The sequence below is a fragment of the Streptococcus oralis genome, from assembly GCF_026782345.1.
Lineage (GTDB): Bacteria > Bacillota > Bacilli > Lactobacillales > Streptococcaceae > Streptococcus > Streptococcus oralis_CK.
Map to the genome: position 1 here is coordinate 776,119 of NZ_JAKUWI010000001.1, position 26,933 is coordinate 803,051.

At 42.4% G+C, this 26,933-nt stretch carries 26 protein-coding genes; 5 read left to right on the forward strand and 21 right to left on the reverse strand.

Going from position 1 to position 26,933, the window contains the following annotated elements; genetic code table 11:
- Positions 1–121 precede the first annotated feature (121 nt).
- The 5 genes from MK405_RS03845 to MK405_RS03865 all read right to left on the reverse strand — a co-directional run bounded on the left by MK405_RS03845 (position 122) and on the right by MK405_RS03865 (position 4,097).
- Positions 122–1,201, reverse strand: coding sequence for a carbamoyl phosphate synthase small subunit (locus tag MK405_RS03845; RefSeq protein ID WP_084933261.1), 1,080 nt, complete (start codon positions 1,199–1,201; stop codon positions 122–124).
- A gap of 49 nt (positions 1,202–1,250) precedes the next feature.
- Positions 1,251–2,174 carry an aspartate carbamoyltransferase catalytic subunit gene (locus MK405_RS03850; RefSeq protein WP_268704374.1) on the reverse strand — a complete coding sequence of 308 codons (924 nt, stop codon included), beginning with the start codon at positions 2,172–2,174 and terminating at the stop codon, positions 1,251–1,253.
- 18 nt (positions 2,175–2,192) lie between these two features.
- The gene (gene pyrR, locus MK405_RS03855; protein WP_000850018.1) at positions 2,193–2,714 is read right to left on the reverse strand and encodes a bifunctional pyr operon transcriptional regulator/uracil phosphoribosyltransferase PyrR; all 522 of its coding nucleotides are present in this window, start codon (positions 2,712–2,714) and stop codon (positions 2,193–2,195) included.
- 210 nt (positions 2,715–2,924) lie between these two features.
- Positions 2,925–3,554: an endonuclease III gene (gene nth, locus MK405_RS03860; protein ID WP_000244432.1), complete on the reverse strand. Its 630-nt coding sequence runs from the start codon at positions 3,552–3,554 to the stop codon at positions 2,925–2,927.
- The gene (locus MK405_RS03865) at positions 3,555–4,097 is read right to left on the reverse strand and encodes a YceD family protein (RefSeq protein WP_268704375.1); all 543 of its coding nucleotides are present in this window, start codon (positions 4,095–4,097) and stop codon (positions 3,555–3,557) included. It abuts the gene before it with no gap.
- Between the two features lie 168 nt (positions 4,098–4,265).
- On the opposite strand from MK405_RS03865, the gene MK405_RS03870 reads away from it, so the two are divergent.
- Both MK405_RS03870 and MK405_RS03875 read left to right on the forward strand, forming a co-directional pair.
- The gene (locus tag MK405_RS03870) at positions 4,266–4,595 is read left to right on the forward strand and encodes a helicase BlpT (protein ID WP_268704376.1); all 330 of its coding nucleotides are present in this window, start codon (positions 4,266–4,268) and stop codon (positions 4,593–4,595) included.
- 331 nt (positions 4,596–4,926) lie between these two features.
- On the forward strand, positions 4,927–6,486 hold the full coding sequence (locus MK405_RS03875; protein ID WP_268704377.1) for an ATP-binding cassette domain-containing protein: 1,560 nt from the start codon (positions 4,927–4,929) through the stop codon (positions 6,484–6,486).
- 179 nt (positions 6,487–6,665) lie between these two features.
- Here the strand turns inward: MK405_RS03875 and MK405_RS03880 are convergent, their stop codons facing one another.
- The 3 genes from MK405_RS03880 to MK405_RS03890 form a co-directional block, all read right to left on the reverse strand.
- Positions 6,666–7,265 (reverse strand): CPBP family intramembrane glutamic endopeptidase, encoded by a 600-nt coding sequence (locus MK405_RS03880; protein ID WP_268704378.1) that lies wholly within the window; start codon positions 7,263–7,265, stop codon positions 6,666–6,668.
- A 108-nt stretch (positions 7,266–7,373) separates the two neighbouring features.
- Positions 7,374–8,273, reverse strand: coding sequence for a zinc metalloprotease HtpX (htpX, locus tag MK405_RS03885; RefSeq protein ID WP_268704379.1), 900 nt, complete (start codon positions 8,271–8,273; stop codon positions 7,374–7,376).
- Position 8,274: 1 nt separating this feature from the next.
- Positions 8,275–8,835, reverse strand: coding sequence for a LemA family protein (locus MK405_RS03890; RefSeq protein ID WP_033583977.1), 561 nt, complete (start codon positions 8,833–8,835; stop codon positions 8,275–8,277).
- A gap of 93 nt (positions 8,836–8,928) precedes the next feature.
- Here MK405_RS03890 and rsmG point away from each other — a divergent pair, with 93 nt between their 5' ends.
- Both rsmG and MK405_RS03900 read left to right on the forward strand, forming a co-directional pair.
- A complete protein-coding gene (rsmG, locus tag MK405_RS03895; RefSeq protein WP_109289812.1) occupies positions 8,929–9,642 on the forward strand; it encodes a 16S rRNA (guanine(527)-N(7))-methyltransferase RsmG in 714 nt (237 codons plus the stop codon).
- Between the two features lie 239 nt (positions 9,643–9,881).
- Positions 9,882–11,165: a uracil-xanthine permease family protein gene (locus MK405_RS03900; RefSeq protein WP_000808282.1), complete on the forward strand. Its 1,284-nt coding sequence runs from the start codon at positions 9,882–9,884 to the stop codon at positions 11,163–11,165.
- Between the two features lie 44 nt (positions 11,166–11,209).
- Here the strand turns inward: MK405_RS03900 and MK405_RS03905 are convergent, their stop codons facing one another.
- From MK405_RS03905 to MK405_RS03945, 9 genes are all read right to left on the reverse strand, one after another.
- Positions 11,210–12,115 (reverse strand): DMT family transporter, encoded by a 906-nt coding sequence (locus tag MK405_RS03905; RefSeq protein WP_268704380.1) that lies wholly within the window; start codon positions 12,113–12,115, stop codon positions 11,210–11,212.
- Positions 12,116–12,124: 9 nt separating this feature from the next.
- Entirely contained in the window at positions 12,125–13,060 is a 936-nt protein-coding gene (locus MK405_RS03910) for a serine hydrolase domain-containing protein (protein ID WP_033585028.1), read from the reverse strand.
- Complete coding sequence (locus MK405_RS03915; RefSeq protein ID WP_268704381.1) at positions 13,057–13,782, reverse strand: CppA N-terminal domain-containing protein; 726 nt, start codon at positions 13,780–13,782, stop codon at positions 13,057–13,059. Before MK405_RS03915 ends, MK405_RS03910 begins: the two co-directional genes overlap by 4 nt.
- A 111-nt stretch (positions 13,783–13,893) precedes the next feature.
- Positions 13,894–14,763 carry an aquaglyceroporin Gla gene (gene gla, locus MK405_RS03920; RefSeq protein ID WP_268704382.1) on the reverse strand — a complete coding sequence of 290 codons (870 nt, stop codon included), beginning with the start codon at positions 14,761–14,763 and terminating at the stop codon, positions 13,894–13,896.
- Positions 14,764–14,919: 156 nt separating this feature from the next.
- Positions 14,920–16,086, reverse strand: coding sequence for an ATP-grasp domain-containing protein (locus MK405_RS03925; protein ID WP_248023772.1), 1,167 nt, complete (start codon positions 16,084–16,086; stop codon positions 14,920–14,922).
- 12 nt (positions 16,087–16,098) lie between these two features.
- Positions 16,099–16,839 carry an esterase family protein gene (locus MK405_RS03930; RefSeq protein ID WP_000546816.1) on the reverse strand — a complete coding sequence of 247 codons (741 nt, stop codon included), beginning with the start codon at positions 16,837–16,839 and terminating at the stop codon, positions 16,099–16,101.
- Positions 16,840–16,859: 20 nt separating this feature from the next.
- Positions 16,860–17,684, reverse strand: coding sequence for an alpha/beta hydrolase (locus MK405_RS03935; RefSeq protein ID WP_084933086.1), 825 nt, complete (start codon positions 17,682–17,684; stop codon positions 16,860–16,862).
- 136 nt (positions 17,685–17,820) lie between these two features.
- On the reverse strand, positions 17,821–19,035 hold the full coding sequence (gene thiI, locus MK405_RS03940) for a tRNA uracil 4-sulfurtransferase ThiI (protein WP_268704383.1): 1,215 nt from the start codon (positions 19,033–19,035) through the stop codon (positions 17,821–17,823).
- Between the two features lie 8 nt (positions 19,036–19,043).
- On the reverse strand, positions 19,044–20,186 hold the full coding sequence (locus MK405_RS03945; RefSeq protein ID WP_268704384.1) for a cysteine desulfurase family protein: 1,143 nt from the start codon (positions 20,184–20,186) through the stop codon (positions 19,044–19,046).
- A 137-nt stretch (positions 20,187–20,323) separates the two neighbouring features.
- Here MK405_RS03945 and MK405_RS03950 point away from each other — a divergent pair, with 137 nt between their 5' ends.
- A complete protein-coding gene (locus tag MK405_RS03950) occupies positions 20,324–20,749 on the forward strand; it encodes a DUF6556 family protein (RefSeq protein ID WP_057488553.1) in 426 nt (141 codons plus the stop codon).
- Positions 20,750–20,792: 43 nt separating this feature from the next.
- Here the strand turns inward: MK405_RS03950 and MK405_RS03955 are convergent, their stop codons facing one another.
- The 4 genes from MK405_RS03955 to MK405_RS03970 all read right to left on the reverse strand — a co-directional run bounded on the left by MK405_RS03955 (position 20,793) and on the right by MK405_RS03970 (position 26,785).
- Positions 20,793–23,099 carry a DNA translocase FtsK gene (locus MK405_RS03955; protein WP_326845810.1) on the reverse strand — a complete coding sequence of 769 codons (2,307 nt, stop codon included), beginning with the start codon at positions 23,097–23,099 and terminating at the stop codon, positions 20,793–20,795.
- Between the two features lie 88 nt (positions 23,100–23,187).
- A complete protein-coding gene (locus MK405_RS03960) occupies positions 23,188–25,140 on the reverse strand; it encodes a PTS fructose transporter subunit IIABC (protein WP_268704386.1) in 1,953 nt (650 codons plus the stop codon).
- Positions 25,137–26,048, reverse strand: coding sequence for a 1-phosphofructokinase (gene pfkB, locus MK405_RS03965; RefSeq protein ID WP_268704387.1), 912 nt, complete (start codon positions 26,046–26,048; stop codon positions 25,137–25,139). Before pfkB ends, MK405_RS03960 begins: the two co-directional genes overlap by 4 nt.
- Positions 26,045–26,785 carry a DeoR/GlpR family DNA-binding transcription regulator gene (locus MK405_RS03970; protein WP_268704388.1) on the reverse strand — a complete coding sequence of 247 codons (741 nt, stop codon included), beginning with the start codon at positions 26,783–26,785 and terminating at the stop codon, positions 26,045–26,047. Before MK405_RS03970 ends, pfkB begins: the two co-directional genes overlap by 4 nt.
- Positions 26,786–26,933: the final 148 nt, after the last annotated feature.

Here is a 26,933-nt window from a genome sequence, read left to right on the forward strand (position 1 = left end):
TCTTTTTAGCGCCGTCCGTAGCCCGTATTCAGTTCAGCAAATACGGACCACCCTTCTCCTTTCTATTCGGCAACTCTCTGGTTGCCATTAAATAAATTCTCCGACGAGATTTTACTCGTTCTTAGTTTGATTGTTTAAAGGCTTCCATCATCTCGATAAATTCGTCAAATAGGTAGCTTGCGTCGTGTGGACCAGGAGCTGCGTCTGGGTGGAATTGTACAGAAAAACCTGGTTGGTATCTGTGGCGAACTCCTTCAACTGATTTATCATTGATTTCTTCGTGGGTAATGATCAAATGATCTGGCAAGTCCTCACGGCTAACTGCATAACCGTGGTTCTGGCTGGTGAAGTCTATACGGCCTGTAGCAATCTCACGTACCGCGTGGTTAAATCCGCGGTGACCAAATTTCATCTTGTAGGTCTTAGCCCCATTTGCCATGGCAAAGAGTTGGTGTCCCATACAAATACCGAAAATTGGAATTTTCCCTTGCACACCACGAATCATGTCCAGTGCTTCTGGAACGTCTTCTGGGTTACCTGGACCATTTGACAACATAACTCCGTCAGGATTGAGGTGGAGAATTTCTTCTGCTGTTGTTGAATACGGAACAACCGTCACGTTACAGTTACGCTTAGAAAGTTCACGTAGGATTGAGTGCTTGAGTCCAAAATCCACTAGCACCACGCTCAAACCAACTCCAGGAGCTGGATAGGAAGTTTTAGTAGAAACCTGTTTGATATTGTCTGTCGGCAAGACTGTTGCTTGGAGCTGGGCTGTGATATGGTCCATGGTATCGCCAACATGTGTAAGGGTTGCACGCATCGTACCATGCTTGCGGATAATTTTTGTAAGAGCACGGGTGTCAATTCCTGAAATACCAGGGATTTTCTTGGCTTTCAAAAATTCATCCAAGGTCATTTGGTTGCGCCAGTTACTTGCTCTACGCGCTTCTTCGAAAACAACAACTCCTTTACAAGTTGGAATGATGGATTCATAATCATCACGGTTAATTCCATAATTCCCCACCAAAGGATAGGTAAAGGTCAAGATTTGTCCATTATAAGACTGGTCTGTAATGGATTCTTGATAGCCGGTCATCCCTGTATTAAAGACAATTTCGCCTGTTACATCAATGTCTGCTCCGAAGGCCTTGCCTTCAAAAACTGTGCCATCTTCTAATACTAGAAGTCTTTTTGTCATATTTTCACCTCTCGTGGACGCTCACTGGCGTCTTTTAACGTCTTGTGTTTTAGTTGGCGTTTCTACTCGCCAATACGGATTCTAAGATTGCCATCCGAACAAAGACACCATTGGTCATTTGTTGGACAATGCGTGATTTTGGCGCTTCAACCAAGTGGTCAGCAATTTCCACATCTCGATTAACTGGAGCAGGATGCATAATGATTGCTGTTTCTTTTAAGCGATTATAGCGTTCTTGGTTCAAGCCGTGTTGAGCATGGTAGTCTTCTTTTGAAAAAACGGCTCCACTTTCGTGGCGTTCATGTTGAACTCGGAGTAACATCAAAACATCCACCTGATCAACAATCTCATCAATAGTTACAAACTGTCCATAGTCCGCAAACTCTTGACTTCTCCATTCCTCAGGCCCTGCAAAGAAAAGTTCAGCACCCAAGCGTTTCAAAATCTGCATATTGGATTTGGCAACACGTGAATGATCCAAGTCGCCTGCAATAGCAATCTTGAGACCCTCAAAGTGACCAAATTCTTCATAAATGGTCATCAAATCAAGCAAGCTCTGGCTAGGATGTTGTCCCGAACCATCACCACCATTGATAATGGAAGTCGTAATGGTTGGACTCGCAATCAGTTCTTTATAATAATCGACCTCTGGGTGACGAATCACACAGACATCTACACCAAGCGCAGACAAGGTTAAGATGGTATCATACAATGTCTCACCCTTATTGACCGAGCTGGTCTTCACATCAAAGTCAAGCCGCTCCAGCCCTAGCTTAATCTCTGCCACTTCAAAGGACTTATGTGTCCGTGTAGAATCCTCAAAGAAAAGATTTGAAACAATCGGATGGTCTTCATAAGGAAGCTGGGCTCCATTTTTAAACTCAATTCCTCGCTTAATCAATTTCATCACTTGATTAACAGTGAGGTCTTCCATAGAAACCACATGGTTCAATGCTTGTTGATTTTCTGACATGGCTACTCCTTCAGCTTTCTAAGCTTCTTCAGTAATCAGAACTCTGTCTTGGCCATCAAGTTCTGTCATCTCTACGATGATTTCTTCAGAACGACTGGTTGGGATATTTTTCCCAACGTAATCTGGACGGATAGGCAATTCTCTATGTCCACGATCGACTAGAACTGCTAAACTCACGCGCGCAGGACGACCATGACCAACAATATTATCGATAGCAGCACGGATGGTACGACCTGTATAGAGTACATCATCGACCAAGATAACTTCACGGTCTGTCACATCAACAGAAATCAAAGAAGTATCTTCTCCACTTTTAACATCGTCACGGAAAGGTTTGGTGTCCAATTCCACAACAGGTACAGTGATGTTTTCCAACTGCTCCAGGCGTTCTTTGATACGATGAGCGATGAAAACACCACGCGTTTTTATCCCTGCTAGGATAATCTTATTCAAGTCTTTATTGCGCTCAATAATCTCATAAGTAATTCGCGTAATCGCTCGTTTGACAGTCAATTCGTCTACAACTTCTTTTGTCTTCATGACAAACCTCCAAAAAGAAAAGTCTCCTTCTACAAGGAGACTTGAAATGTATAGCCAAGCGAGCCCTACTATAAACAGTATAGACTTCACCCTTCTACTTTATCGCGCTCCTTGCCTGCCTCACGGGACAGGTTTAAAGGACTATTTAGTTACCATTTACTATAGCACAAAGCACCCTTAAAATCAAGCAAAAACTTTTTCAGAGTCCCCTTAAACATTACTAAAATCATACAGTTGGGGATAGTGGTCACATTCTGGATTTTTGGGATGGCAGATAGCTCGTCCAAAGTAAATCATGGCCTGGTGAGCTGCTAACCATTCTTCTGGTGGCAAGACATCCATAACACGTTTTTCTACTTCAAGTGGTGTAGCCGATTTTTTTACGATATCGTGATGCTTACAGATACGCTCCACATGAGTATCCACTGCAAAAGCAGGAATCCCAAAGCCCACACTCATGACGACATTTGCTGTTTTACGACCAACACCTGCTAGACTTTCTAATTCTTCACGTGTCTGAGGGACTTGACCATCAAAATCGTCTAGTAACTGTTGGGCACATTTTTTAAGGAATTTAGCCTTATTTCGATACAGTCCCAGGCGAGAAATGTGTGAAGCAATTTCACTCTCTGTCGCGACAGACATGGCTTGTGGCGTTGGAAAGGCAGCGAAGAGACCTGGTGTGGCCTTATTTACCGCTGCATCTGTCGTCTGGGCTGACAACATCACTGCAACCAAGAGTTCAAAATGATTGCGAAAATCAAGACTAGGCTTAGCATCTGGAAAGAGGGCAATTATTTCCTCTATGACATGACGGGCACGTTTCTTGGATAAAACCATCTACTCGTCTCCATCAAACAGTCCTTGCAAGCCAGCAAATGGACTGTTTTCTTCTTTCTTGACTGCTTGTTGGGCTTGATATTCGTCTTCAGTCATGATTTGCCAGTCATTTCCTGACACAAAACCTTGGCCCGCCTCTTCTTCTGCTGTCAAGACTTTGATAGGGATATTGAGCAGAATATTATCTGCTACGCTCTCAGCAAGGTCTATTTCCCCATTTTCGATAGGCAAGACCAAGTCATCATCTAGAACTTCCTGGTCCAGTTGGTTGGTCGCTCCTTCCATGAAAACTTCTGTGACTGGATAAGACTCAGCCAACTCAACTGGTTCCATACTACGACTGGAAGCAAGAACAATGGCATATGACAACTGATAGTCTAAGAAATACAGACGGTCTTCGTACTGCACCTTCCCCACTGCAAGGATATCTTTGACATCTAAAATTTCTTGATTCCGTTTACTCAAGTCTGCTGCCAGGTCTAAAGTTTGTTCAAAATGCAGGCCTTCAGGTTGCTTACGAATTTCTTGAATGTTTAACTTCATATTTCCTCCATAAAGATGTACTCACTTGATTATACCATGAAAAGGCTATAAGTCAGCCTTCCAAACTTTGATATTAAAATCTCATTTTTTAACATATTTACTATGACAAACTTTCCTATTAGTGCTATACTATAGGCAAGAATACACCAGAGCAAGGAGGATGCTCATATGGAAGATAAAGCACTCATCACTGAAGCTTACCAACTCCTTTCCGAGTTAAATAAAAGCTACCAAAGTTGCAAACAAGGTACAGCCGATGATCTTCGACTGCAAGAGCTGCTGAACACCACTCTTAAGGAATTAAAAAAAGCAGAAAAGCTGGACAACAGTATCTTAATCGACCTTGAGAAATTTTACCAACGTACCAGTCTTCTGATTGGACTTGGTAGCCTAAAACTAAACGATCAAGTTCGTACTGCTTGGCGCAACTATGACAAGTTCCACTACGAACATGTCAAACACGTACTGACTCTCTATGGACCTGTTTTCGGATTTTAGAGCTTGAAATTACTTGTTTTCTATTGACAAAATTTCCTGAAAGGTATAGGATAGAGGTACTAATACTCGGAGGTAAGGGAGACATGAACAACTAATCTATCAAATAAAGAATCTTTATTTAGTAGATCTTGTTTTTGTCTCTTTTTGTGTGCTCTTTTTATACTAGATTTTCTAGTATCTTGTCCTCATTGAAAATCAAAAAACTAGAAAGCTATGCTCCTCTTGGGTTGGGTTAGGCAGCTCCAAGCTAGTTTGACGAGTTTTTCAACGAGGATAATAGAGTTTTGGACAGTGACTTTGGGCTCTACTAGATAAAGTAGAGCTTTTTGTTATGCACTATCGACATTCTAGAAAGGGCAACAATATGATAAAAATCAATCATCTAACCATCACTCAAAACAAAGATCTACGAGATCTTGTATCTGACCTAAGCATGACTATCCAAGACGGGGAAAAGGTTGCTATTATTGGTGAAGAAGGAAATGGTAAATCGACTTTACTACGAGCTTTAATGGGGGAAGCATTACCTGATTTTACTATCAAGGGCGACATACAGTCTGATCTTCAATCACTGGCCTACATTCCTCAAAAACTCCCCGAGTTTCTGAAAAGTAGGACTCTCCATGACTACTTCTTTTTGGATTCTGCTGATTTAGACTACAGCATTCTTTATCGTTTGGCGGAGGAGTTGCACTTTGATAGCGACCGTTTTGCTAGCGACCAAGAAATTGGCAGTCTATCAGGGGGCGAAGCTTTGAAAATTCAGCTCATTCATGAGTTAGCCAAACCTTTTGAGATTCTATTTTTAGATGAACCTTCAAATGACTTGGACCTTGAGACAGTTGATTGGCTAAAAGGTCAGATTCGAAAGATTAGGCAAACTGTTATTTTCATTTCCCATGATGAAGATTTTCTTTCTCATACGGCAGATACAATTGTCCACTTGCGACTGGTCAAGCACCGAAAAGAAGCTGAAACGCTAGTCGAGCATTTAGACTATGATCGCTATAGTGAGCAGAGAAAGGCTAGTTTTGCAAGACAAAGTCAGCAAGCTGCTAACGACCAGAGAGCCTATGAAAAAACCTTGGAAAAACATCGTCGCGTCAAGCAAAATGTAGAAACTGCACTTCGAGCTACCAAAGACAGTACTGCTGGTCGCCTATTGGCTAAAAAGATGAAAACTATTCTCTCTCAAGAAAAACGCTTTGAAAAGGAAGCTCAGTCCATGATCCAAAAGCCACTTGAAGAGGAACAAATCCAACTTTTCTTTTCAGACATCCAACCATTACCATCTTCTAAAGTCTTAGTCCAACTGGAAAAAGAAAATTTGTCCATTGGCGAGCGTATTTTAGCTCAGGAGTTACGACTAACGGTCCGTGGCCAAGATAAAATCGGTATCATCGGGCCAAATGGTGTTGGAAAATCAACTCTGTTAGCCAAGTTTCAACAACTGCTCAGCGCCAAAAGAGAAATATCGCTTGGTTTTATGCCACAAGATTACCATAAAAAACTACAATTGGATCTATCTCCAGTAGCCTATCTCAGCCACACTGGACAAAAAGAGGAACTACAGAAAATCCAATCCCACTTAGCCAGTCTCAATTTCAGCTATCCAGAGATGCAGCACCAAATCCGCTCCTTATCTGGTGGTCAACAAGGCAAACTCCTTCTCTTGGAATTAGTCCTGCGAAAACCAAACTTTCTGATTCTCGATGAGCCTACACGAAACTTTTCTCCCACTTCTCAACCCGAAATCAGAAAACTATTTGCCTCCTATCCCGGCGGTCTGATCACTGTTTCGCATGACAGACGCTTCTTAAAAGAGGTCTGTACGAGTATCTATCGTTTAACAGAAAATGGTTTGGAAGTCGTCGATTTACAAGATTTATAAATGTTGAACATAGCAAAAATCCAGAGAGATTTCTCTGGATTTTTTTACATACGTCTTTTTTAGGATCATTAATATAAAGAGCGCTGCTGGCATCGTCTACGTGACAGACTTTTGTTTAAATTGTATAAGCTAGAAATCATTTTTTACTATCTTACAGCTCAAAGCATTCTAATGTAGCATTATCTCATATACAAAAAGCAAAGCGCAACCAGATTATTAAGGACATGCAAAAGAATGGAATTCCATAGGTTATCAGAAGTCTTATACCTTATCCCAAATGCAAATCCCATACCTAAATAGGTTATAAAGCTAGGAATAGTATAGGGACCATGCAGATAAGCAAAAAGAAGCGATGTGGCAAACAATCCAAAATATGTATTCTTAAATACTATCCCCTGTAACATACCTCGCATAAAGATTTCTTCCGTGACAGGTGCCAAAACACAGAGATCCACAAAAAGTACAGACCATGAAAGTGATAAACTTTGCACAGCTTGAGTTGTGTCTGATTGGGTAGGGCCTAAAAAATTGACCATAATATAAAACAGGAAAAGCAAGGCGTATGAAAGAAAACATTTTAAAATATCTTTTAGGCAGATTTTCCGAATGTGAAACAAGTCATACTTTTTTCCTACATATAAAAATAATGCAAGTTCGACAAGTGTAAAAAGGATTGATAGCGGTAATGAATTTATTCGCATGATTTTCTCTGCTATACTCAAATGAATTGGCATAAAAATCAAAATCAAGAAAAACGTCATCCAGCGCTTATACATCATTCACCTCAATTATATGGAATTACATATATTATACTATTTTTCGGTGAGATAACAAGTTAAAAGCGAGATACTAAAAGCAAAAATCCAGAGAAACCTCTCTGGATTTTTTTACATCTGTTTCAAACGTTCGATTCGTTCTGAGATAGGTGGGTGGGTATAAAAGAGTTTTTGAAGTCCGCCACCTTTCTTGGGATCATTGATATAAAGAGCGCTGCTGGCATCGTCAACATGGTGGTGCATCGGCTCGCTATTGTCCAACTTGCGCAGTGCATTGATCATCCCTTGAGGATTGCGAGTCAGCTCCACACTGGATGCATCCGCTAGAAATTCCCTCTGACGGGAAATGGCTAATTGCACCAGGGTTGCTGCGAGAGGTGCCAGAACAATGGCTAAGAGAGAGACAACAAGCATGATAATCTCCAAACCATTTCCGTCACGATCATTATCACTCCGTCTGCGACCAGTGTCACCCCACCACATCATCCGTCCTGCCATACTAGACAGAAGGGTAATGGCACTGGCAAGGGCGACAGCAATGGTCGAAATGCGAATATCGTAGTTTCGGATATGACTGACTTCATGACCCATAACAGCTTCTAGCTCCTCACGATTCATGATTGCCAGAAGACCCGATGTTGCTGCGACTGCTGCATTCTGCGGGTTTGAACCTGTTGCAAAGGCATTTAAAGATGAATCCTCAATGATGAAAACACGCGGCATGGGAATCTGAGTGACCATGGCCATATCTTCTACTACATGGTAGAGGTCTGGTGCTGTTTGCTCATCAACCTCACGCGCCCCATTCATGGACATGACAATCTCTGTCGATTGAAAGATCATGGTCAGAGCGTAGATAAGACCAATAATCAAGGCAATAATCATGCCACCAAGACCTGAGCGCATGAAGAGATAGCCAACCGCATAACCAACCAAGGCCAAGAGTAGGAAGAAAACCAGCAACAAAATCCAGGTTTTTCGTTTATTGCTCGCAATTTGATCAAACAACATCTTAGTCACCTAATCCGCTAAAGTCAACTTTAGGAACTGCCTTTTCCTCTTCAGGCGTTTGAAGGAAGTCTGCAGCTTTAAAGCCAAATAGTCCTGCGATGACATTACTTGGGAAACTTTCAAGTTTTACATTGTAGTTGCTGACAATACTGTTGTAGAGTTGGCGTGAGTAAGAAATTTTATTTTCTGTATTGGTCAACTCTTCTTGCAATTTGATAAAGTTAGCACTAGCTTTCAAGTCTGGGTAATTCTCTGCTACTGCAAAGATACCAGAAATCTGGCGGGTAAGGGCATCACTGGCCTTCATAGCTTCTGCCGGTGAAGTTGCTGCGGCTACTTGTCTACGAAGTTCTGTTACTTTTTCCAAAGTAGAACCTTCATATTTCGCATAGCCTTTAACTGTTTCAATCAAGTTTGGGAGGAGATCATTACGACGCTTCAACTGAACATCTATCTGGCTCCAAGCCTCCTTGGTCTGCATACGATTTTTAACCAAACCGTTATAGCTAACAATCACAAAAATAACAATCAGAGCCAAAACTCCAAGAATAATCCAAGTCATAATCTTATTCCTTTCTGCTTTTAGATTAATACCAGTATATCAAAATTTTAACGAATATGGTAAAATAAGATGATACTAGAGAAGGAAACTACTATGAAACCAGAAACATTTTACAGACTACTAGCTGAGCAAAATCTTCCACTTTCTGACCAGCAAAAGAACCAATTTGAACGTTATTTTGAGCTCTTGGTCGAGTGGAATGAAAAGATTAATTTGACGGCTATTACAGACAAAGAAGAAGTTTATCTCAAACATTTTTATGATTCGATTGCTCCCATCCTGCAGGGTTTGATTCCCAATGAAGATATCAAACTTCTTGATATCGGAGCGGGGGCAGGATTTCCTAGTCTACCCATGAAAATTCTCTATCCTCAGCTAGATGTGACCATCATTGATTCGCTCAATAAGCGCATCAACTTCCTTCAGCTTTTGGCTCAGGAGTTGGATTTGGATGGTGTTCACTTCTACCATGGACGCGCTGAAGACTTTGCTCAAGACAAGAACTTCCGTGCCCAGTTTGATGTGGTGACGGCTCGTGCGGTTGCCCGTATGCAGGTCTTGTCTGAGCTGACCATTCCCTATCTTAAAGTCGGAGGAAAACTATTGGCACTCAAGGCCAGCAATGCTCCTGAGGAATTGCTAGAAGCCAAGAACGCTCTCAACCTCCTCTTCAGTAAGGTCAAAGACAATCTCAGCTACGCTCTACCAAATGGAGATCCGCGCTACATCACTGTGGTTGAAAAGAAAAAGGAAACCCCAAACAAATATCCACGTAAGGCTGGCATGCCCAACAAACGCCCACTTTAAACAATTTACAAAATCAACCTCGCTCTCACATTTCTAGGCTCGGGAAAAAATGATTTACAAAATCATTTTTTTCTGCTATACTATCACAAGCAAAGGTTTTTAATGTCATCCTGTGAGGTGACGAAGGCGCAGATTTATATAAATTTTTAAAAGATAGCTATTTTTTAAAAAGTCTTACTCTGAGGGCCTATTGCTGCAAAATAATGGGCTCTTTTTTGGTGCCCAAAAGTGAGGTTTTTATGAAACAGGAATCAACTGTTGACTTGTTACTAGACGTTGATCAACGTCCTTCTGCTGGTAAAGGTATTCTTCTAAGCTTCCAGCACGTATTTGCCATGTTTGGTGCAACCATTCTCGTTCCCTTAATTTTGGGAATGCCCGTATCGGTTGCTCTCTTTGCATCCGGTATTGGAACACTTATCTACATGATTTCTACTGGCTTTAAGGTTCCAGTTTACCTAGGTTCTTCATTCGCCTTTATCACAGCGATGTCTCTAGCCATGAAAGAAATGGGGGGCGATGTATCTGCTGCTCAAACGGGGGTAATCTTGACTGGTTTGGTCTATGTCCTTGTAGCAGCAAGTGTTCGTTTTGCAGGTACGAAATGGATTGACAAACTCTTGCCACCAATCATTATCGGACCTATGATCATCGTTATCGGTCTTGGTCTTGCTGGTTCTGCTGTAACGAATGCTGGACTTGTAGCAGACGGAAACTGGAAGAACGCTCTTGTAGCCGTTGTTACATTCTTGATTGCCGCCTTTATCAATACAAAAGGAAAAGGTTTCCTTCGTATCATTCCTTTCCTCTTTGCCATCATCGGTGGGTATATCTTCGCTATGATGCTTGGTTTGGTTGACTTTACCCCAGTCCTTCAAGCCAATTGGTTTGAAATTCCTGGTTTCTACTTGCCATTTAGTACAGGTGGAGCCTTTAAAGAGTACAACTTGTACTTCGGTCCTGAAACAATTGCTATCTTGCCAATCGCTATTGTAACCATTTCAGAACACATCGGAGACCACACAGTTTTAAGCCAAATCTGTGGCCGTCAATTCCTGAAAGAACCAGGACTTCACCGTACGCTTCTTGGTGACGGTATCGCGACATCTGTATCAGCCTTCCTAGGTGGACCAGCTAATACGACTTACGGAGAAAATACAGGAGTTATCGGGATGACTCGTATCGCTTCTGTCTCTGTTATCCGTAACGCGGCCTTCATCGCAATTGCTCTTAGCTTCCTAGGTAAATTCACTGCCTTGATTTCAACCATTCCAAATGCTGTGCTTGGTGGCATGTCCATCCTTCTCTACGGAGTTATCGCCAGCAATGGTTTGAAAGTTTTGATTAAGGAACGCGTTGACTTCAGCCAAATGCGTAACCTCATCATCGCAAGTGCCATGTTGGTACTTGGACTTGGTGGGGCTATCCTCAAACTTGGCCCAGTTACACTTTCAGGTACTGCTCTATCAGCCATGACAGGAATCATCTTAAACTTGATTTTGCCACACGAAAATAAAGACTAATCATCTATACACAAAAAATCCACTCGATTGAGTGGATTTTTTAATTACTTACTCTTTATTTCCAACAGCAAATCTTTCAATGAAATAATGGTCACGGCTAGTAAAATCATGGCCATACCGACAAAATCAATCGCATAAAACTGTTCCTTCATAATCAGAAAGGCAAAGAAAACAGCAGAAATTGGCTCTATGGAAGCCAATAAACTAGACTTAACAGGACCTATCAGACTAGCTCCCTTTAGGAAAGCTGTATATGCAGAGACCGTTCCGATGATGATAATCCCAGCAAATGCAAAGAGAAAATCTAGGCTAGTCGGTATGCTGGCCTGTAAGACTCCTGTGAAAGGAATAGCCACTACACCAGAAATAACCATCCCGACACCAATCACCAAAATACTGCCCCACTTCTTAATCAAAGCAATAGGAAGGATGATATAGAGGGCATAGGTCAAGGCTGAAAAGAGGCCCCAGAACAGACCTAGGGGTGTGACAGACAACTGGTCAACTTTCCCGTGCGTCGCAATCAGAAAAGTTCCTCCTATAGCCAATCCAATCGAAATAATCTCAGCCAGAGTAGGCGCCACCTTATCCTTCATACAAGTATAAACTAAAATCCCAACGGGGCATACATACTGGAGAACTGTCGCCGTTCCAGCATTGGTTTCCTGAATGGCAGAAAGATAGGCAAACTGGTTTAAGAAAAGTCCAAACAAGGCAAACAACAGCAGAGATAAAAGGCTTTTTCTGTCTTTAAAAAAAGCATAGAGTTTATCCTTTGCAGTCATATAGGATAAGGCTACCAGTGCCAAACCTGCAATGATAAGTCGCAAATTGGTCAAGACTAGAGCGGAAATCCCGTGTGCCATCAGGTATTGGCCACTGGTTCCAGACAAGCCCCAAGCAATCCCTGCCACTACTGTATACAGAGTTCCTTTTACGGTTTTTGACATACTTCACCCCTACTTTTCTTGACGAACCATTTCCATGACTTGGTTTCGATCGACTATCCACTGGGCACGCTCATCCTTCTCATACGTTCGATTGGATAAAAAGATAGCAGCTTCTTGTTTCTCTCGATTCCACATGATAAAGGTACCCGTATAGCCCGTATGGTCGAGCCAAACTCCCTCCAGATTCCAGGCTAGGGAACGCTCCTTATCATCTAAAGGAGAAAAATTTCGGCACAAATCTGCTGCAAAATCATCTTTCAAATAATGTTCCAGAAAGATTTGCAGATCCTTAACAGTCGAAAACAAACCAGCACTTCCAGCGTGTTTCCCTAGTAGACGGGCTTTGGGATCGTGAATGATTCCGGCCTCCACTCCTCTCACTGTTGGGACAGCTTGCTCAACGGGGCCGAACTTGGTTCCCGTCATTCCCCATGGTCCCAAAACTTGTTCTTCTATAATCTGATCCAAGTCTTGGTCAAAGATTTTTTCCAAAATAAAGCCCAAGAGTAAAAAGTGAACATCTGAGTATAAGAAAGCAGGCTGACTTCGTCTGTTGAGGTGAAACATGGCTTCTTTTAATTCAGGGGCAGTCAAGAGATCCCGATTTGGAATAAAGGGGTCTAAGTCTGTTGCATGAGTCAGAAGTTGCCGTATAGTGATATCAGGATAATCACACTCCGGTAAAAAATCCGTCACCGGTCGATTAATATCTAATTTGCCCTGCTGCCACAAGAAGGTAAAAACCGTCCCCACTCCCACAACCTTACTCACACTAGCCAGATCATAAATCAAACCGCTCTCTGTTTTCAAGCCCCTTTCTGGATCACTCAATCCTAGATAAGATTCTTTCCATTCACCATCCTTATAATACGCAAAAGAGGCCCCGGGATAAATCCCTGCCTCGATTTGATTTTCTATTTTTCTTAGAATTTTTTCCCACTTCATGCTTCTTCAAACCACAATTCAATGTTATTGGTATCTTTACCAAGGAAGAATTTTTCAGACTTAGGGACAAAGTAACCTGTCTTTTCAAATTTCTTACGAAGGCTACTTAAATCAAAATTTCTTACTAAAAATTTCAACATCGTCAGGTCCCAAGTGACATTGTTTTCAACAGCCAAATCTGGCCCTTGCCCTTTAGTAAAGGTGATTGCTTGCGCTACTCCTTCAGGATCAAGTAAACTCTCTGTTCCCTCAGGCATACGCAACTCCATAGAAACCTCAAATTGGCTCACATATTTTATACTTGTATTTGAATAAAATTCAGGAACAGTTTCCAGTGGAACCAAATCTCTTATATCATCTTCCGCATGAACAAGGATCACATCCTCTTCAGGAGAAACAATCTCAAAAGCATATCCACGACTTCCTTTAAACAAGCGAGGAAGAGACTTCATTTGAGAAAGAAGGGCCTCGATTTCGGAAGGATCCTCAACCTTTATCAAGAGCCTAGCTAGCTTCTTAAGTCCTTCAACTCTGCGAGTTCGCATGCTTGGAGCCTCTTCTAAAATCAATCTCTCCGTACCCGTCTGGTCGCCTAATGAAAGAAAGGCAGACTCTTCTAATAAGGGTTTCATCCCAAGAGTTTCAATGTAAAATATCTCATTTAATTTTCGATTATTAACTTTCAAAGTCGGAATGATCCGAACAATCTCATTCACATCCATAAATTCCTCCAACTATTTTATTTTAAAGGATTTTAGAATATTTTACAAGCCATATTTGTTTAAATTAGAAAATTTCCCAAGAAAAAAACTGGGTTTCCCCAGTTTCGTTTCTTATAGGTAAAGTAGTTTGAATAGTGCTACTGCTGCAATACCCGCTGCAATTGGAGCTACAACTGGAACCCAAGCATACCACCATTTTGAATCACCCTTGTGTTGACCAAGAACTGATTTTGGAAGGAGTTCGTGAAGAAGACGTGGTCCAAAGTCACGAGCTGGGTTCAAACCAGGTCCAGTAGGTCCACCGAGTGAAGTTACCAAGGCCATTACTAGGAAACCAAGCCCTAAATGAGCAACTGAAAGACCTGCTGCTGTGTGTGGTGCTATTTGAGCTTTGATAGCTAATTCAGAGAAGTCAACTGTTTGATTAGCCTGCGTTGCCATTTGCTTCATGTATTGCATTACTTCTGCACCAAAAAAGTTTTTAGTCATTCCTAGGGCTGCAAAGAACAGAATAAACGAACCGACAAACTCATTGATAAAACCATTTACACTTGCTGCGAAACGTGATTCTTTTGTACCGTGATCAACATTTGAAATCGTTGAGAAAGTACCCAAAATGTTATTAGAATTCTCTGTTTTCAAGTAGTAAGGACGGTGAGTTGCAACGACCATAGCTTGACCAAAAATCGCTCCTAAAACTTGCACAAGGATGTAATATGGTACTTGTCCCCAAGGGAAAAGTCCACTCACAGCAAGTCCAAGTGTGAAAGCTGGGTTGATGTGGTTACCAGATACATTACCGAACATCAAGGCTGGGATCATAACCCCCATACCGTAACCAACCGCGATAACGAGCCAGCCACTTTGGTGACCTTTCGTACCTTTAAGTTCAACGTTAGCAACTGCACCATTACCAAGAATGACCAAAATGGCAGTTCCCAAAAATTCAGTGGCATATTTAATAGCCCATGTAAAATCCATTTGATAGATTCTCCTTAATTTTTTTAGATAATCCTTATTCTATCAATTTTTAAACCTTTTAGCAACAGATTTTCTAAAAGAATCTATGGAAAACGCTTTATTTAACTTATCTTTAAGAAAAGGACAAAAGAAGTCAAACTCCTTTCATCCTTTTCGTTACTCTTGACGCTGACCAAAGTCCGCAATCATCTGCTCCATCTCTTGGCGACTCGGAGTAGTCAGCATATAAAGGTAGTCCCCTTGTAGCTCTGCAAAGGCTGCTGGCATGATTTTTTTGACCTTGAATTGCTGGCTGTATTTGGCAAGAAGGTCCTCCTCTGAATAAACATAGTTAGCATTAGCACGACGTGATGTAGCTAAACAGTATTGTGGTTCAAACTCTGATGCTGGGAATTCTTCACCTGCAACAATCGCCGCATAACCTCGGTAGAGGTCCAAGGAGTGAGCGAAGTTATAAACATCAATGGTAAAGCCACCTGCAGGACGATTATTGTACTCAATGGCAATATAGTCGTCCCCGTCACGGAAAAACTCGATATGGAAAAAGCGCTCTTTCATACCAAATTCCTTGACAATGGCCTCGCCATACTTGCGCAGTTTTGGATCCATATCCTTGAGCACATAGTAGGAATTGTCCATCTTATAAATCATGAGATCAAGTGGTGTATGGGCATAATCGAAAGTCGTTGAAAATACGATATTGCCATCCTTATCCACAAGCCCGTCAAAGGTACAGATTTCGCTAGAAGTGACAAATTTCTCAAAGAAATAAACGGTCGAATGATCCCATTCTTGCTTGAATCGGTCCACATCTTCCTGACTTTCCAACTTAAAGGTGGCTGCCGCTCCCACTCCATTGTCAGGTTTGGCAATCATTGGTAGGCCAATCGTCTCAACTGCTTGGTCCACATCTGCTTCCGTCTGGATGACAGCCCCAGGTACCACAGGGACACCTGCTTTTTGGAAAAATTTCTTCATTTCAGACTTAAACTTGGTCTTTTTGAGATCCTCTGGTTTGGCACCAAAGACATTGAATTGCTCTCTGAGTGTTGCGTCCAGCTCAAGCCAGTATTCATTGTGGGATTCGATGCGGTCGATTGGTCCATGCTTGTAGAAAAGAAAGGCAACAGCACGTTTGACTTCGTCTATGTTCTCAAGATTGTCCACACGGAAATACTCGGTCAAGCTATTGCGCAATGGTTCATCTAGTTGTTCATAGGGTTCTTGCCCAATCCCTAGAACGGTGATGCCTTTATTGGCTAGCTCGATGGTAAACTGTTGAAAGTTTTGCGGATAGTAGGGAGAAATAACAAGGTAATTCATAGGCAACTCCTTTTATAGATACAGGTGTCCAAGAAAATAGGGCATTTGTTTACGCCACCATTCCCAGTCGTGGGCGACATCGTGTCCCCATTCAGCAAACCAGGCTGGAATTTGTTTCTGGTCAAAGGCTTCTTTGAGCTTGTAGAAAGATGGTAGACCGTCTTGTTCCCAAGCACCAAGGCCCGTACAAACGACGATTTCTGCCTGACGGTAACGGTCGATAAACCATCCGTCGTTTTGATTCCAGATATAATCTACTGGTGAGTTTTGGTAAATAGCATCATCATTGTAGTAATCGCCAACGAAGAAACGTGCGTCGTAAACACCGCTGAGAGCAATCACCTTGGTGAAGACATCTGGATGCTGGAGGAAGAAATTAAGTGCATGGTAGGCCCCCATCGAGCAACCTGTCGTCATCATGCCATCAAACCAACCTGTTTTATGCTTGATAAAAGGAATGGCCTCCTCAATCACATAGCGTTCGTAGGCGCGGTGCATCTCCGCCTGGTCATGACCATTTTTCCAAGTAGCCAACCAGCTCTCACTGTCGACACTGGAGAGAGTAAAGAACTGGACGCGCCCTTCCTCGATAAAGGAAGCACAGGCATCAATCATGCCAAAATCATAGTATTCATTGTGACTGCCACCAGATGAAGCAAAAACCACAACTGGAATCCCAGCATGTCCATAACGGTTGAGGTACATTTCACGATTAAGATTGCCACTCCAATGGCTAAGGTTTTCAATATGCATTGGCTTTCTCCTTTCCTAACTTACCATTTCTCCGCAAAAAATCGGAGACAGTCTGGTAAATTTTCCGACCATGGAATTTCACTATGGATGGCACCGGACTGAACTTTCAAGACAAGATTATCCAAGCCTACTCCACCTGAAATCAAATCACGGTAATAGCGAAGCGACGAGTCGATATAGGCTTGCTTGATATTGCCAGCCATCAAGGTCTTGTCCGTATCGTCTGCTTCTTCTGTTCCTACATAGATAAAAATGCGCTGTTCAGGCGTCAATTTCTTACGCTCGATATAGCGGTTAAAAGCTTCTTGGTGAAGCCAGTTGGCAGATGAGAAGACACCTAGACAACCAATTCGATCTTGGTACTCTAGTCCGATAAACTGGGTAATATTGCCTCCTAGAGACGAACCAATCATAGCCGTGTGCTGGCGATCAGCTTTGGTACGATAGGTTTCATCGATAAAAGGCTTGACCACCTCCATGACAAACTCGGCATACTCCACACCCTTACCGCCAAACTGCTGCCCTGGAATAGGAGATTCTTGAAACTTCCAAGCTGCGTACTCATTCATCCGTCCCATACCATCATTATCAATAGCAACGACAATCATGCGACTGATGTCAGGATTTCGCTTAATGGCTGGAATAATTTTCCAAGAGTGTCCGATATAAGACTCCTTGCTGTAAAAGACATTTTGCCCATCATGAAAGTAAACTACAGGATAAAAACGGTCTGTGTCCTTCTCGTAGTCCTTAGGCAGAAGAACACGCACACGACGCTCCTTTCCTGTATAAGGAACCTTGAGTTTGTGTTCTTTCATTTTTAAGTAAAAGTAGGAATGATTCATTGTCAGAAAACTCTCTATATTCAAAATTTTATCTCATTATACCATAAAAAATAGAAAAAAAGTCAGTAAATGTCCATTTTAAGGATAAATAACTAACTTTTTCATTTGTTTTTCTGAATTCTTCTGGATTTTCTGATTAGAGGAGATTGTCAATTAAGTTATCGACTTCATCTTTTTCAGCTTGAGGTGTAATCTCAGTAATCATGATACCAGCCACTGCTCGCTCAACCAAACCTTCAACATCCATGCGTGCTTCATACTGCTCTGCATTCTTAATTTTAGGATTGGTCTTAGGACGATCAGGTGCAAAAATGGTACAGCAGTCCTCAAACGGTTGGATAGAAATTTCAAAAGTATCAATTTCCTGAGCGATGTCAATGATTTCCAACTTGTCCATAGTAACCACAGGGCGGATGATAGGAGTGTTGGTCACAGCGTTGATAGCCTGCATACTTTCAAGAGTTTGGCTAGCTACTTGACCGAGACTTTCCCCATTGATGATAACTAAACCATTTCGTACCTCACGAATACGGTCGGTAATGCGCATCATAAAACGACGGGTCAAAGTCATGAGGTAGGCTTCTGGCGCCTTGGCTTTGATTTCCTCTTGAATCTCAGTGAAAGGCACTTCGATAAATTGGATATTGCCGCCAAACTTGGTTAATTTACGAGTCAAATCTTGGGCTTTTTTGAGAGCACCTGGACTAGTGTAAGGTGGACTGGCAAAGTGAACGGCCTCAATATCTACTCCACGTTTAAGGGCTAGATAACCTGCTACAGGCGAGTCAATCCCTCCTGACAACATGAGCATCCCCTTACCAGAAGTCCCTACAGGCAAGCCACCTGCTCCACGAATAGTTTCATAAGAAAGATAGGCCGCCTCCTCACGAATCTCCACCTGAAGATTGATATCAGGATTTTTCATTTGAACTTGGACATTTGGAATTGCCTCAAATACAGCTCCACCAAGTGTTTGGTTGAGTTCACGACTATCGAACTCAAAGTTGTGATCGCTACGCTTACTAGAAATCTTAAAGGTCATGCCTTCCTTGTAGATATCTGTCATAATCTCTTGGACAGAAGACTTCAGAACTTCTACAGATTTTTCAACCTTATATACTGGAGAAAAATTTTGAATCCCAAAGACTTGTTTGAGAGATTCTGCAACTGCTGTGTAGTCGGCTCCATTGAGGTAAACGTGGGCACGGTCGCGATCAGCGGTTACCTTAACTTGGGGATAAATGGACAAAACGCCCGAAATATTATTGCGAAGTTTATTGATGAATCGCATACGGTTTTTGCCCTTAGTTGACAACTCTCCGTAGCGAATCATAATTTCTGAATACTGCATGAATGCTCCTATCTTACTTTTCTAGTTTGATTGTAAATTAATTTTAGCTTGGTCAAAAACTGCTCAACCTGACTCATATCATTTTCACAGTCTAGGCTTAGACGAACAGCTGACTGGGCCTTATCTTTGTCCACTCCCATGGCAATCAAAGTCCCCGCAGGTTTCCCAGCCTTGGATGAACAAGCCGAGGTTGTGGAGATGAAAATATCATAGTCTTCAAATGCGTGAACGATGACTTCACCACGAACACCCTTAATCCCAAAAGTCAGGATATGAGGGGCAAAGTCTTCCTCATCTGAAAAGATAAAAATATCTGGATAATCCAAAAGCGCTTGGCGAATGACTGATTTCATCTGCCCAGTCTTACTAACAAAGATATCTAACTTTTTCATAGACAAACGGAGAGCTTTGGCTGTCGCTGCAATCCCTGCCACATTTTCAGTTGTTGAACGATAATCACGCTCTTGACCACCACCTGTCAAAAGAGGCGTAATTTTCTTACCAGACTTGATATAGACAAAGCCAACACCTCGGACACCATGAAATTTATGACTTGAGAAGGTCGCAAAATCTACACGATCTGTCAGATATTTTTCAGTCGGAATCTTAGCGAGTGCCTGAACTGCATCAACGTGGAAGGAAATAGTTGGCTTGTCTGCCAACAGTTCTGAGATGGCCTCAATAGGTTGAATAGACCCAATTTCGTTGTTTACTGCCATGATGGAGACGAGGGTCGTATCAGGTCGTATCAAAGCTCCTAGAGCCTCAACATCCACAAACCCTTTCTCATCAACTGGAGCAAAATCCACCTCAAAACCCTGACTTTTCAGCCAGAGGGCTGATTCCTTAACTGCTGGATGTTCAATGGCTGATACGATGATGTGCTTGCCAAACTGGGCTTTTTCAAAGGCCACCCCCTTGATGACCCAGTTATCTCCTTCTGTACCACCTGAGGTAAAGAAGATTTCATCACTCTTCTTGCCAATCAAATCTGCAATTTGCTGCCGGGAAGCATCTAAAATTCGTGTCGCCTGGTCTCCCAAACGATGGAGGCTAGAAGGATTTCCTACAATTTTCGAAGCGACCTGCGTATAGGTTTCAAGTGCTTCAGGATAAGGCTTGGTCGTTGCCGAATTATCAAAGTAGATCATGTTTTCTCACGCTTTCTAAAATCACTTCTTCTATTGTATCATGAAACGAAGCTTGCGACAAGAAAGGGCAAGTCCTCTTTTTTTAAGATTTTTTTAAAGAAATGAGGTATAATAAATCATAATTAAAGGAGAGTATCATGTCTAACTATCATAGAACTTCAAAACCAAAAACAGAACACATCAAAAAGGGCTTTACTGTCTTTCAAAAAACGATTGCTACCATCGGTAGTATCCTTGGTCTCATCACTGCTACTATCACCATCATGAACGCTATGGATAATAACAAGAATAACAAAAAAGAACCGACGACAACTCAAACAACTGTTGTCAAGGAAATTCAAAAAGAAGCCCCTCAGGAAAATACTACACCTAACAAGGACAACACTTCCACTAAAGAAAATACCTCGCAGGAAGAAACTCCTCAATCCAATAAAAAGGAAGAGCAAAAAGAAGAGAAGAAAACAACAACTCAGGATTCTTCTACACCTTCCTCAACAAAAGAAACAACTGATAGTGGAAACTCGTCCAAAACGACTAGTTCCGAAAACAAAAGCAATCAATAACTACTAAAATAGCTTCCTTCCAGCTTTGGAAAGAAGCTATTTTTTATTGTTGCAATACTTTTCGTGGTTTGGTTCCTTCAGCTGGACCGATAACACCCGCCATTTCGAGTTCTTCCATAAGGCGGGTCGCACGGTTAAATCCAACCGACAAACGACGCTGAATCATCGAAGCACTGGCTTTCTGCGTTTCGATAACCAGAGCCTTAGCTTCTTCAAAAAGCGGATCGCCGCCAGCTTCACCATCTGAAAATTCACCGTCATTTTCAGAAACTTCACCTGGATCAAAACTCTCATCGTAGTCCGCGTCTGCCTGAGCCTTGATGAAGTTTACGATGCGTTCGACATCGTCATCCGAGATAAAGGATCCTTGCAGACGAACTGGATGATTTTCATCAATCGGCTTAAAGAGCATGTCTCCTCGACCAAGCAGTTTTTCTGCTCCATTCTCATCCAAGATGGTTCGTGAATCAGTACCTGATGAAACTGCAAAAGCCACACGAGATGGGACATTGGCCTTGATAAGACCAGAGATAACATCGACTGATGGACGTTGCGTTGCGAGAATCATGTGAATCCCTGCAGCACGCGCCTTCTGTCCGAGACGAATGATGGCGTCTTCTACTTCCTTGCTAGCCACCATCATGAGGTCTGCCAACTCATCTACAATGACAACAATCAAAGGAAGCGGTACTTGTTTGTACTCAGACTGGCTATTAAATTCCTCGACCTTAGCATTATAGCCAGCGATATTTCGTACTCCAACCTTAGCAAAGAGTTCATAACGGTTTTCCATCTCATCAACAACCTTTTGCAGAGCCTTGCTGGCCTTGCGTGGATTGGTCACAACTGGAATCAAGAGGTGAGGAATGTCATTGTAAACCGATAACTCAACCATCTTAGGATCCACCATCATAAACTTGACCTGGTCAGGTCTTGCTTTCATGAGAATGCTGGCAATAATACCGTTAACTGCGACTGACTTCCCTGATCCTGTCGAACCTGCCACGAGTAGGTGCGGCATCTTGGAAAGGTCAAAGGTTCGAGCAGTTCCATTGACGGCCTTACCTAGAGGGATTTCGAGGAGATTTTCTGGTTTAGTTTGAGACTGTTCCCAGAGTTCGCGGAAGGAAACGGTCGCGATCTCAGAGTTAGGAACCTCAATTCCGACTAAGGATTTACCAGGTATTGGAGCCTCAATCCGAACATCCTTGGCCGCCAGAGCCAGCGCTAAGTCGTCTGCCAGATTGGAAATGCGGTTAACCCGTACGCCAACTGCTGGCTTGACTTCATACTTGGTTACTGATGGGCCGATTTCAGCCCGTTCAACCGCCACCTTGATACCAAAGCTGGCAAAGGTTTCTTCTAAGATTTTGATATTTTCTCGAACAATCTTCTTTTCCTTGGACTGATCTTTGGGTTTATCTGGCGCAAAGAGTTGCAAGCTTGGTAGCTTGTATTCAAGGGCTTCCTTGGCTGAAAAGTCGACCTGTAACTCTTCATCATCAAAATCTTCTTTCTCACCTAGAACTTCAACATCAGCTTGAGGGAGGATAATCTCGGGTTCACTCCATTCTTTTTCAGGAATTGGTGGAAGATCATAGTCTGGAACTTCTGGTAAGATTTCTCCAGTTTCAGGATCTACAGGAGGAAGCGGTAGTGCATCCTGTTCTTCTTGTTCTCTCTTGATTCTGGCTGCTTCTTCAGCTTCTTGACGAGCCTTCTCTTCTTCTCTCTTGATGAAGCGTTCCTGTTTTCTCTGTTCCTGTTTTTCCATGAAGGATCTGAACTGAGCTCCAATAAAGGCTGCAACATCATAAATAGACCAAGGACTGACCAAGAGAGCCCCAACTAGAATCAAAAGAACTCCAATAAAGTACGATCCGATATTGGAGAAAAGAAAGGCTATGGGGATATAAAGTCCAACACCTAGCAGGCCTCCACCAGCAAAGCTAGTCACCCGCATACCAGTCAGATCCGTCATAACTTGAGCCAAGGTCCCTTTTAGAACTGACTGCTCCAAACCAAACTTCCAGACAAGATAGGCCTCAAAAATCAAGAGCAAGCCAGCGAAGATACAGAGAAAGCCTGACAGAAGCCCCTCTTGCTTGCGTATCCATTTAAAAAGAAAAAGATAGATGAGGAGACCACCTATAGCCACATAAGCTAAACTTCCGACTAACAGTCGAATGAGATTGTAAAGAGTGATACCAACTGCACCTAGTTTGAGGGCTGCAAAGATTAATAATAAGGCAATCCCTAAGGAAATCAACATCCTCTGGATAGCCTGCTTTCTTTCGAGTTCTGCTTTAGACGGTCTCCGTCTTGTTTTACTTGTATTTTTGTTTGCCATTCTTCTATTATAACATATTTCACAGCCATTTCGGAAAGAGAAAAAGACTGCACCAATCGGTACAATCTTTTCGTTTTATATCTAATTTTTATGCTTGTGGTTTACGTAAGTAACCATAAACCACACCACTTACGATTGCTCCTACCAAGACTGAAGCAAGGTAAAGAAGGGCATTTGAAGTTAGAGCGATAACGAAGATTCCTCCGTGTGGTGCCATCAATTTGATACCAGCAAGACCAACGAGTCCTCCTGCTACTGCAGAACCAAGGATGAAGCTTGGGATAGCACGAGCTGGGTCAGCTGCACCAAACGGAATCGCTCCCTCAGTGATAAATGACAAGCCCATGATGATGTTTGTCAAACCAGAGTTACGTTCTTCTTTGGTAAATTTATCTTTGAAAAGAAGGGTTGCGACAAAGATAGCAAGTGGTGGAACCATTCCTCCAGCCATAACTGCTGCCATGGCTACAGAACCACCTGTTGACACAGTCGCTGCAAGCGTACCTGTACCAAAGACATAGGCCGCTTTATTAACTGGTCCACCCATATCGACAGCCATCATTCCACCAAGAACGATACCAAGAAGGACAGCTGAACCGCCTCCAAGACCGCCTAGGAAGTCATTCATCGCAGTGTTGATTGCTGCCATCGGGATGTTAACAGCTAGCATGACAAATCCTGTTAAGATTGTTCCAAGAAGTGGCAAGAGAAGGATTGATTTAGCACCTTCAAGTGAACGAGGAACTTTAACGTATTTCTTGATAGCAAGAACCAAGGCACCTGCGATAAATCCACCAACAAGGGCACCTAGGAAACCAGATGAGACACCTGCAAGTGTTGAAGTTGCTTCACCACCAGCTGCATAAGGGATTTTACCAAAGGCAAAACCTTCTTTAGCAATAGCACCAGCCACAAAACCTGCTACCAAACCTGGTTTTTCAGCGATAGAGTAGGCAACATATCCTGCAAAGACTGGAAGCATCAAGCCAAAGGCAGCACCACCAATTTTCATGAACATAGAAGCGAGCTCATGGTAAGATCCGAGATTGCCAAGACTATCTTGTGGCACACCCAAAGCACCATCAATCAAGAAAGCAAGGGCAATCATGATACCACCACCGATAACGAATGGCAACATTTGAGATACACCACTCATCAAATGTTTGTAGAAGGCAGCACCAGGGCCTTGTTTTTCATTAGATGCTGTTGCAGTTTTTGCTCCGTTAGCAGCATGGTAAACTTCAGCATCCCCAGAAAGAGCCAAGTTGATCAATTCTTCTGTCTTACGGATACCGTCTGCAACTGGACGATTAACCAATGGTTTGCCATCGAAACGATCCATCTCAACAGCCTTGTCAGCAGCGATGATAACAGCTTTAGCCTTGCGGATGTCCTCTGCAGTTAGTTGATTTCCAACACCGCTAGCACCGTTGGTTTCAACCTTGATGCCGACTCCCATTTCAGCAGCCACTTTTTGAAGAGCTTCTTGGGCCATGTAAGTGTGGGCAATTCCTGTTGTACAAGCCGTAACAGCAACGATAAAGTCAGCAGATTCATTTACAGGTGCTTGGACAGGCTCCTCAGCTTTTTCTGAAGCTTGGTCAAAAAGCTCGATAACTTGATCAGCTGAAGTTACTTGGCGAAGTTTGTCAGCAAAACCGTCTTTCATCAAGTATTGAGACAATTCGGCTAAGGCAGCCAAGTGAGTATCATTGGCACCTTCTGGAGCCGCAATCATGAAGAAGAGATCAGTTGGTTGCCCATCCAAACTCTCATAGTCAACACCCTTGTTTGACTTTGCAAAAAGAACGGTCGCTTCTTTTACAGCAGAGTTCTTGCTGTGAGGCATAGCAATTCCGTCACCCAAACCAGTGGAAGTTAGAGCTTCACGTGCCAAAATTCCTTCTTTAAAGGTTTCAAAATCTGTCACATAGCCATGCTCTACTAGACTATTAATCATTTCTTCAATAACTGCTGTTTTTTCAGTTGCCTGCAAATCCAGCAACATAACATCTTTTCTCAATAGGTCTTGAATTTTCATCGTTTTTCTACCTCAACTTTTTCATAAGTTTCTTTTATAAATGCTGCAGTTGCCAAGTCATCAGAGAAAGTAGTTGCTGACCCACAAGCCACTCCCCATTTGAAGGCCTCTACTGCGTCTTTTGATTTGACAAATTCACCGGTAAATCCAGCAACCATAGAGTCACCAGCTCCGACTGAATTTTTCACAGTTCCCTTGATTGGTTTAGCGAAGTATGCTCCCTCAGATGTGACAAGAAGGGCACCGTCGCCAGCCATAGAAATGATAACGTTTTGAGCACCTTTAGCTAGTAACTCACGAGCATATTTCTCGATTTCATCTAAACTTTCGAGTTTCACTCCAAAGATAGCTCCAAGTTCGTGATTGTTTGGTTTAACCAAAAGTGGCTGGTAGTCTAAACTATCAATCAAGATCTGTCCTTCAAAGTCACAAACCACTTGCGCACCAGTCTGGCGTGTCAATGCAATCAAATCCTTATAGATAACATTGCCTAGGTTCTTAGCACTCGAACCTGCAAACACCACCGTATCATCTGCTGTCAGACTAGACAAAATAGCTTTCAATTCTTCTAGCTGAGCTGGTTCCACATTTGGACCCGTTCCATTGATTTCTGTTTCTTGGTCTGCTTTGATTTTAACATTGATACGAGTATCTTCTGCTACTTGAACAAAACGCGTTTCGATTTTCTCTTCTGACAAAGTATCTGTGATAAATTTACCAGTAAAACCTCCGATAAATCCAGTCGCAGTATTGGGAATACCCAAGCGTTTCAAGACACGACTGACATTGATTCCTTTCCCACCAGCAAACTTATCATCACTGTCCATACGATTGACACTGCCGACTTGGACTTGGTCCAAGCGCACGATATAGTCAATGGATGGATTGAGTGTGACTGTATAAATCATACTTCTATTACCTCCGTTTTCTTCTTAATAGCCTGCAAGAGCTCATGCCCTTGACTTGTAATAACAATGGCGCGTTTAAGTGGTGCTACCTTGGCAAAGCAAGTTTGTCCAATCTTAGACGAATCAACCAAGACATAGGTTTGTTTGGCATTCTCCAAAATGGCACGTTTCACAGCTCCCTCTTCCATATCAGGAGTCGTATAATAACCATCGTCTACACCATTCATCCCAATAAAGGCACGGTCAAAGTGCAATTGGTTAATCTGGTTAAGAGCAACGCCCCCGATACTAGCATCTGTCGCCATCTTGACACTACCTCCAACCATGACAGTTGGAATCTGCTTTTCAACCAACTGAGCCGCATGGTGAATGGAGTTGGTCACAACTGTGATATTCTTATCAACCAGTTCCTTGATTAAAAAAGCAGTTGTTGTGCCAGCATCGATAAAGATAACATCTTTCTCCTTTATGAGAGAGGCCGCCTTCTGAGCTAGCAACTTCTTCTCTTGAAGGTTTTTGACAGATTTTTCTTGGATGGTTTCTTCTTCCCGCAAGGAGTGGGGCAATTCTGCTCCTCCATGCACACGGCGAAGCTTGTTTTCCGCCTCCAACTCATCCAAATCTCTTCGTACCGTTGATTCTGATGTTTCTAATAGACTGACCAATTTTTCTAGGGAAACTACATGATGTTGATTTAACTCCTCTAAAATCAGTTGCTTCCGCTCAGTTTTTAACACCAAATCACCTCCTGTTATCGTTTACACTATTCATTCTAGCATATTCTCTACCAAAGTCAAGCATTTTTTATCATTTTCTTTCAAATTCTATCATTTTTCTTATTTCCAGAATTTTTATTGCAAGATAAGTGGCTTTATGGTAGACTAT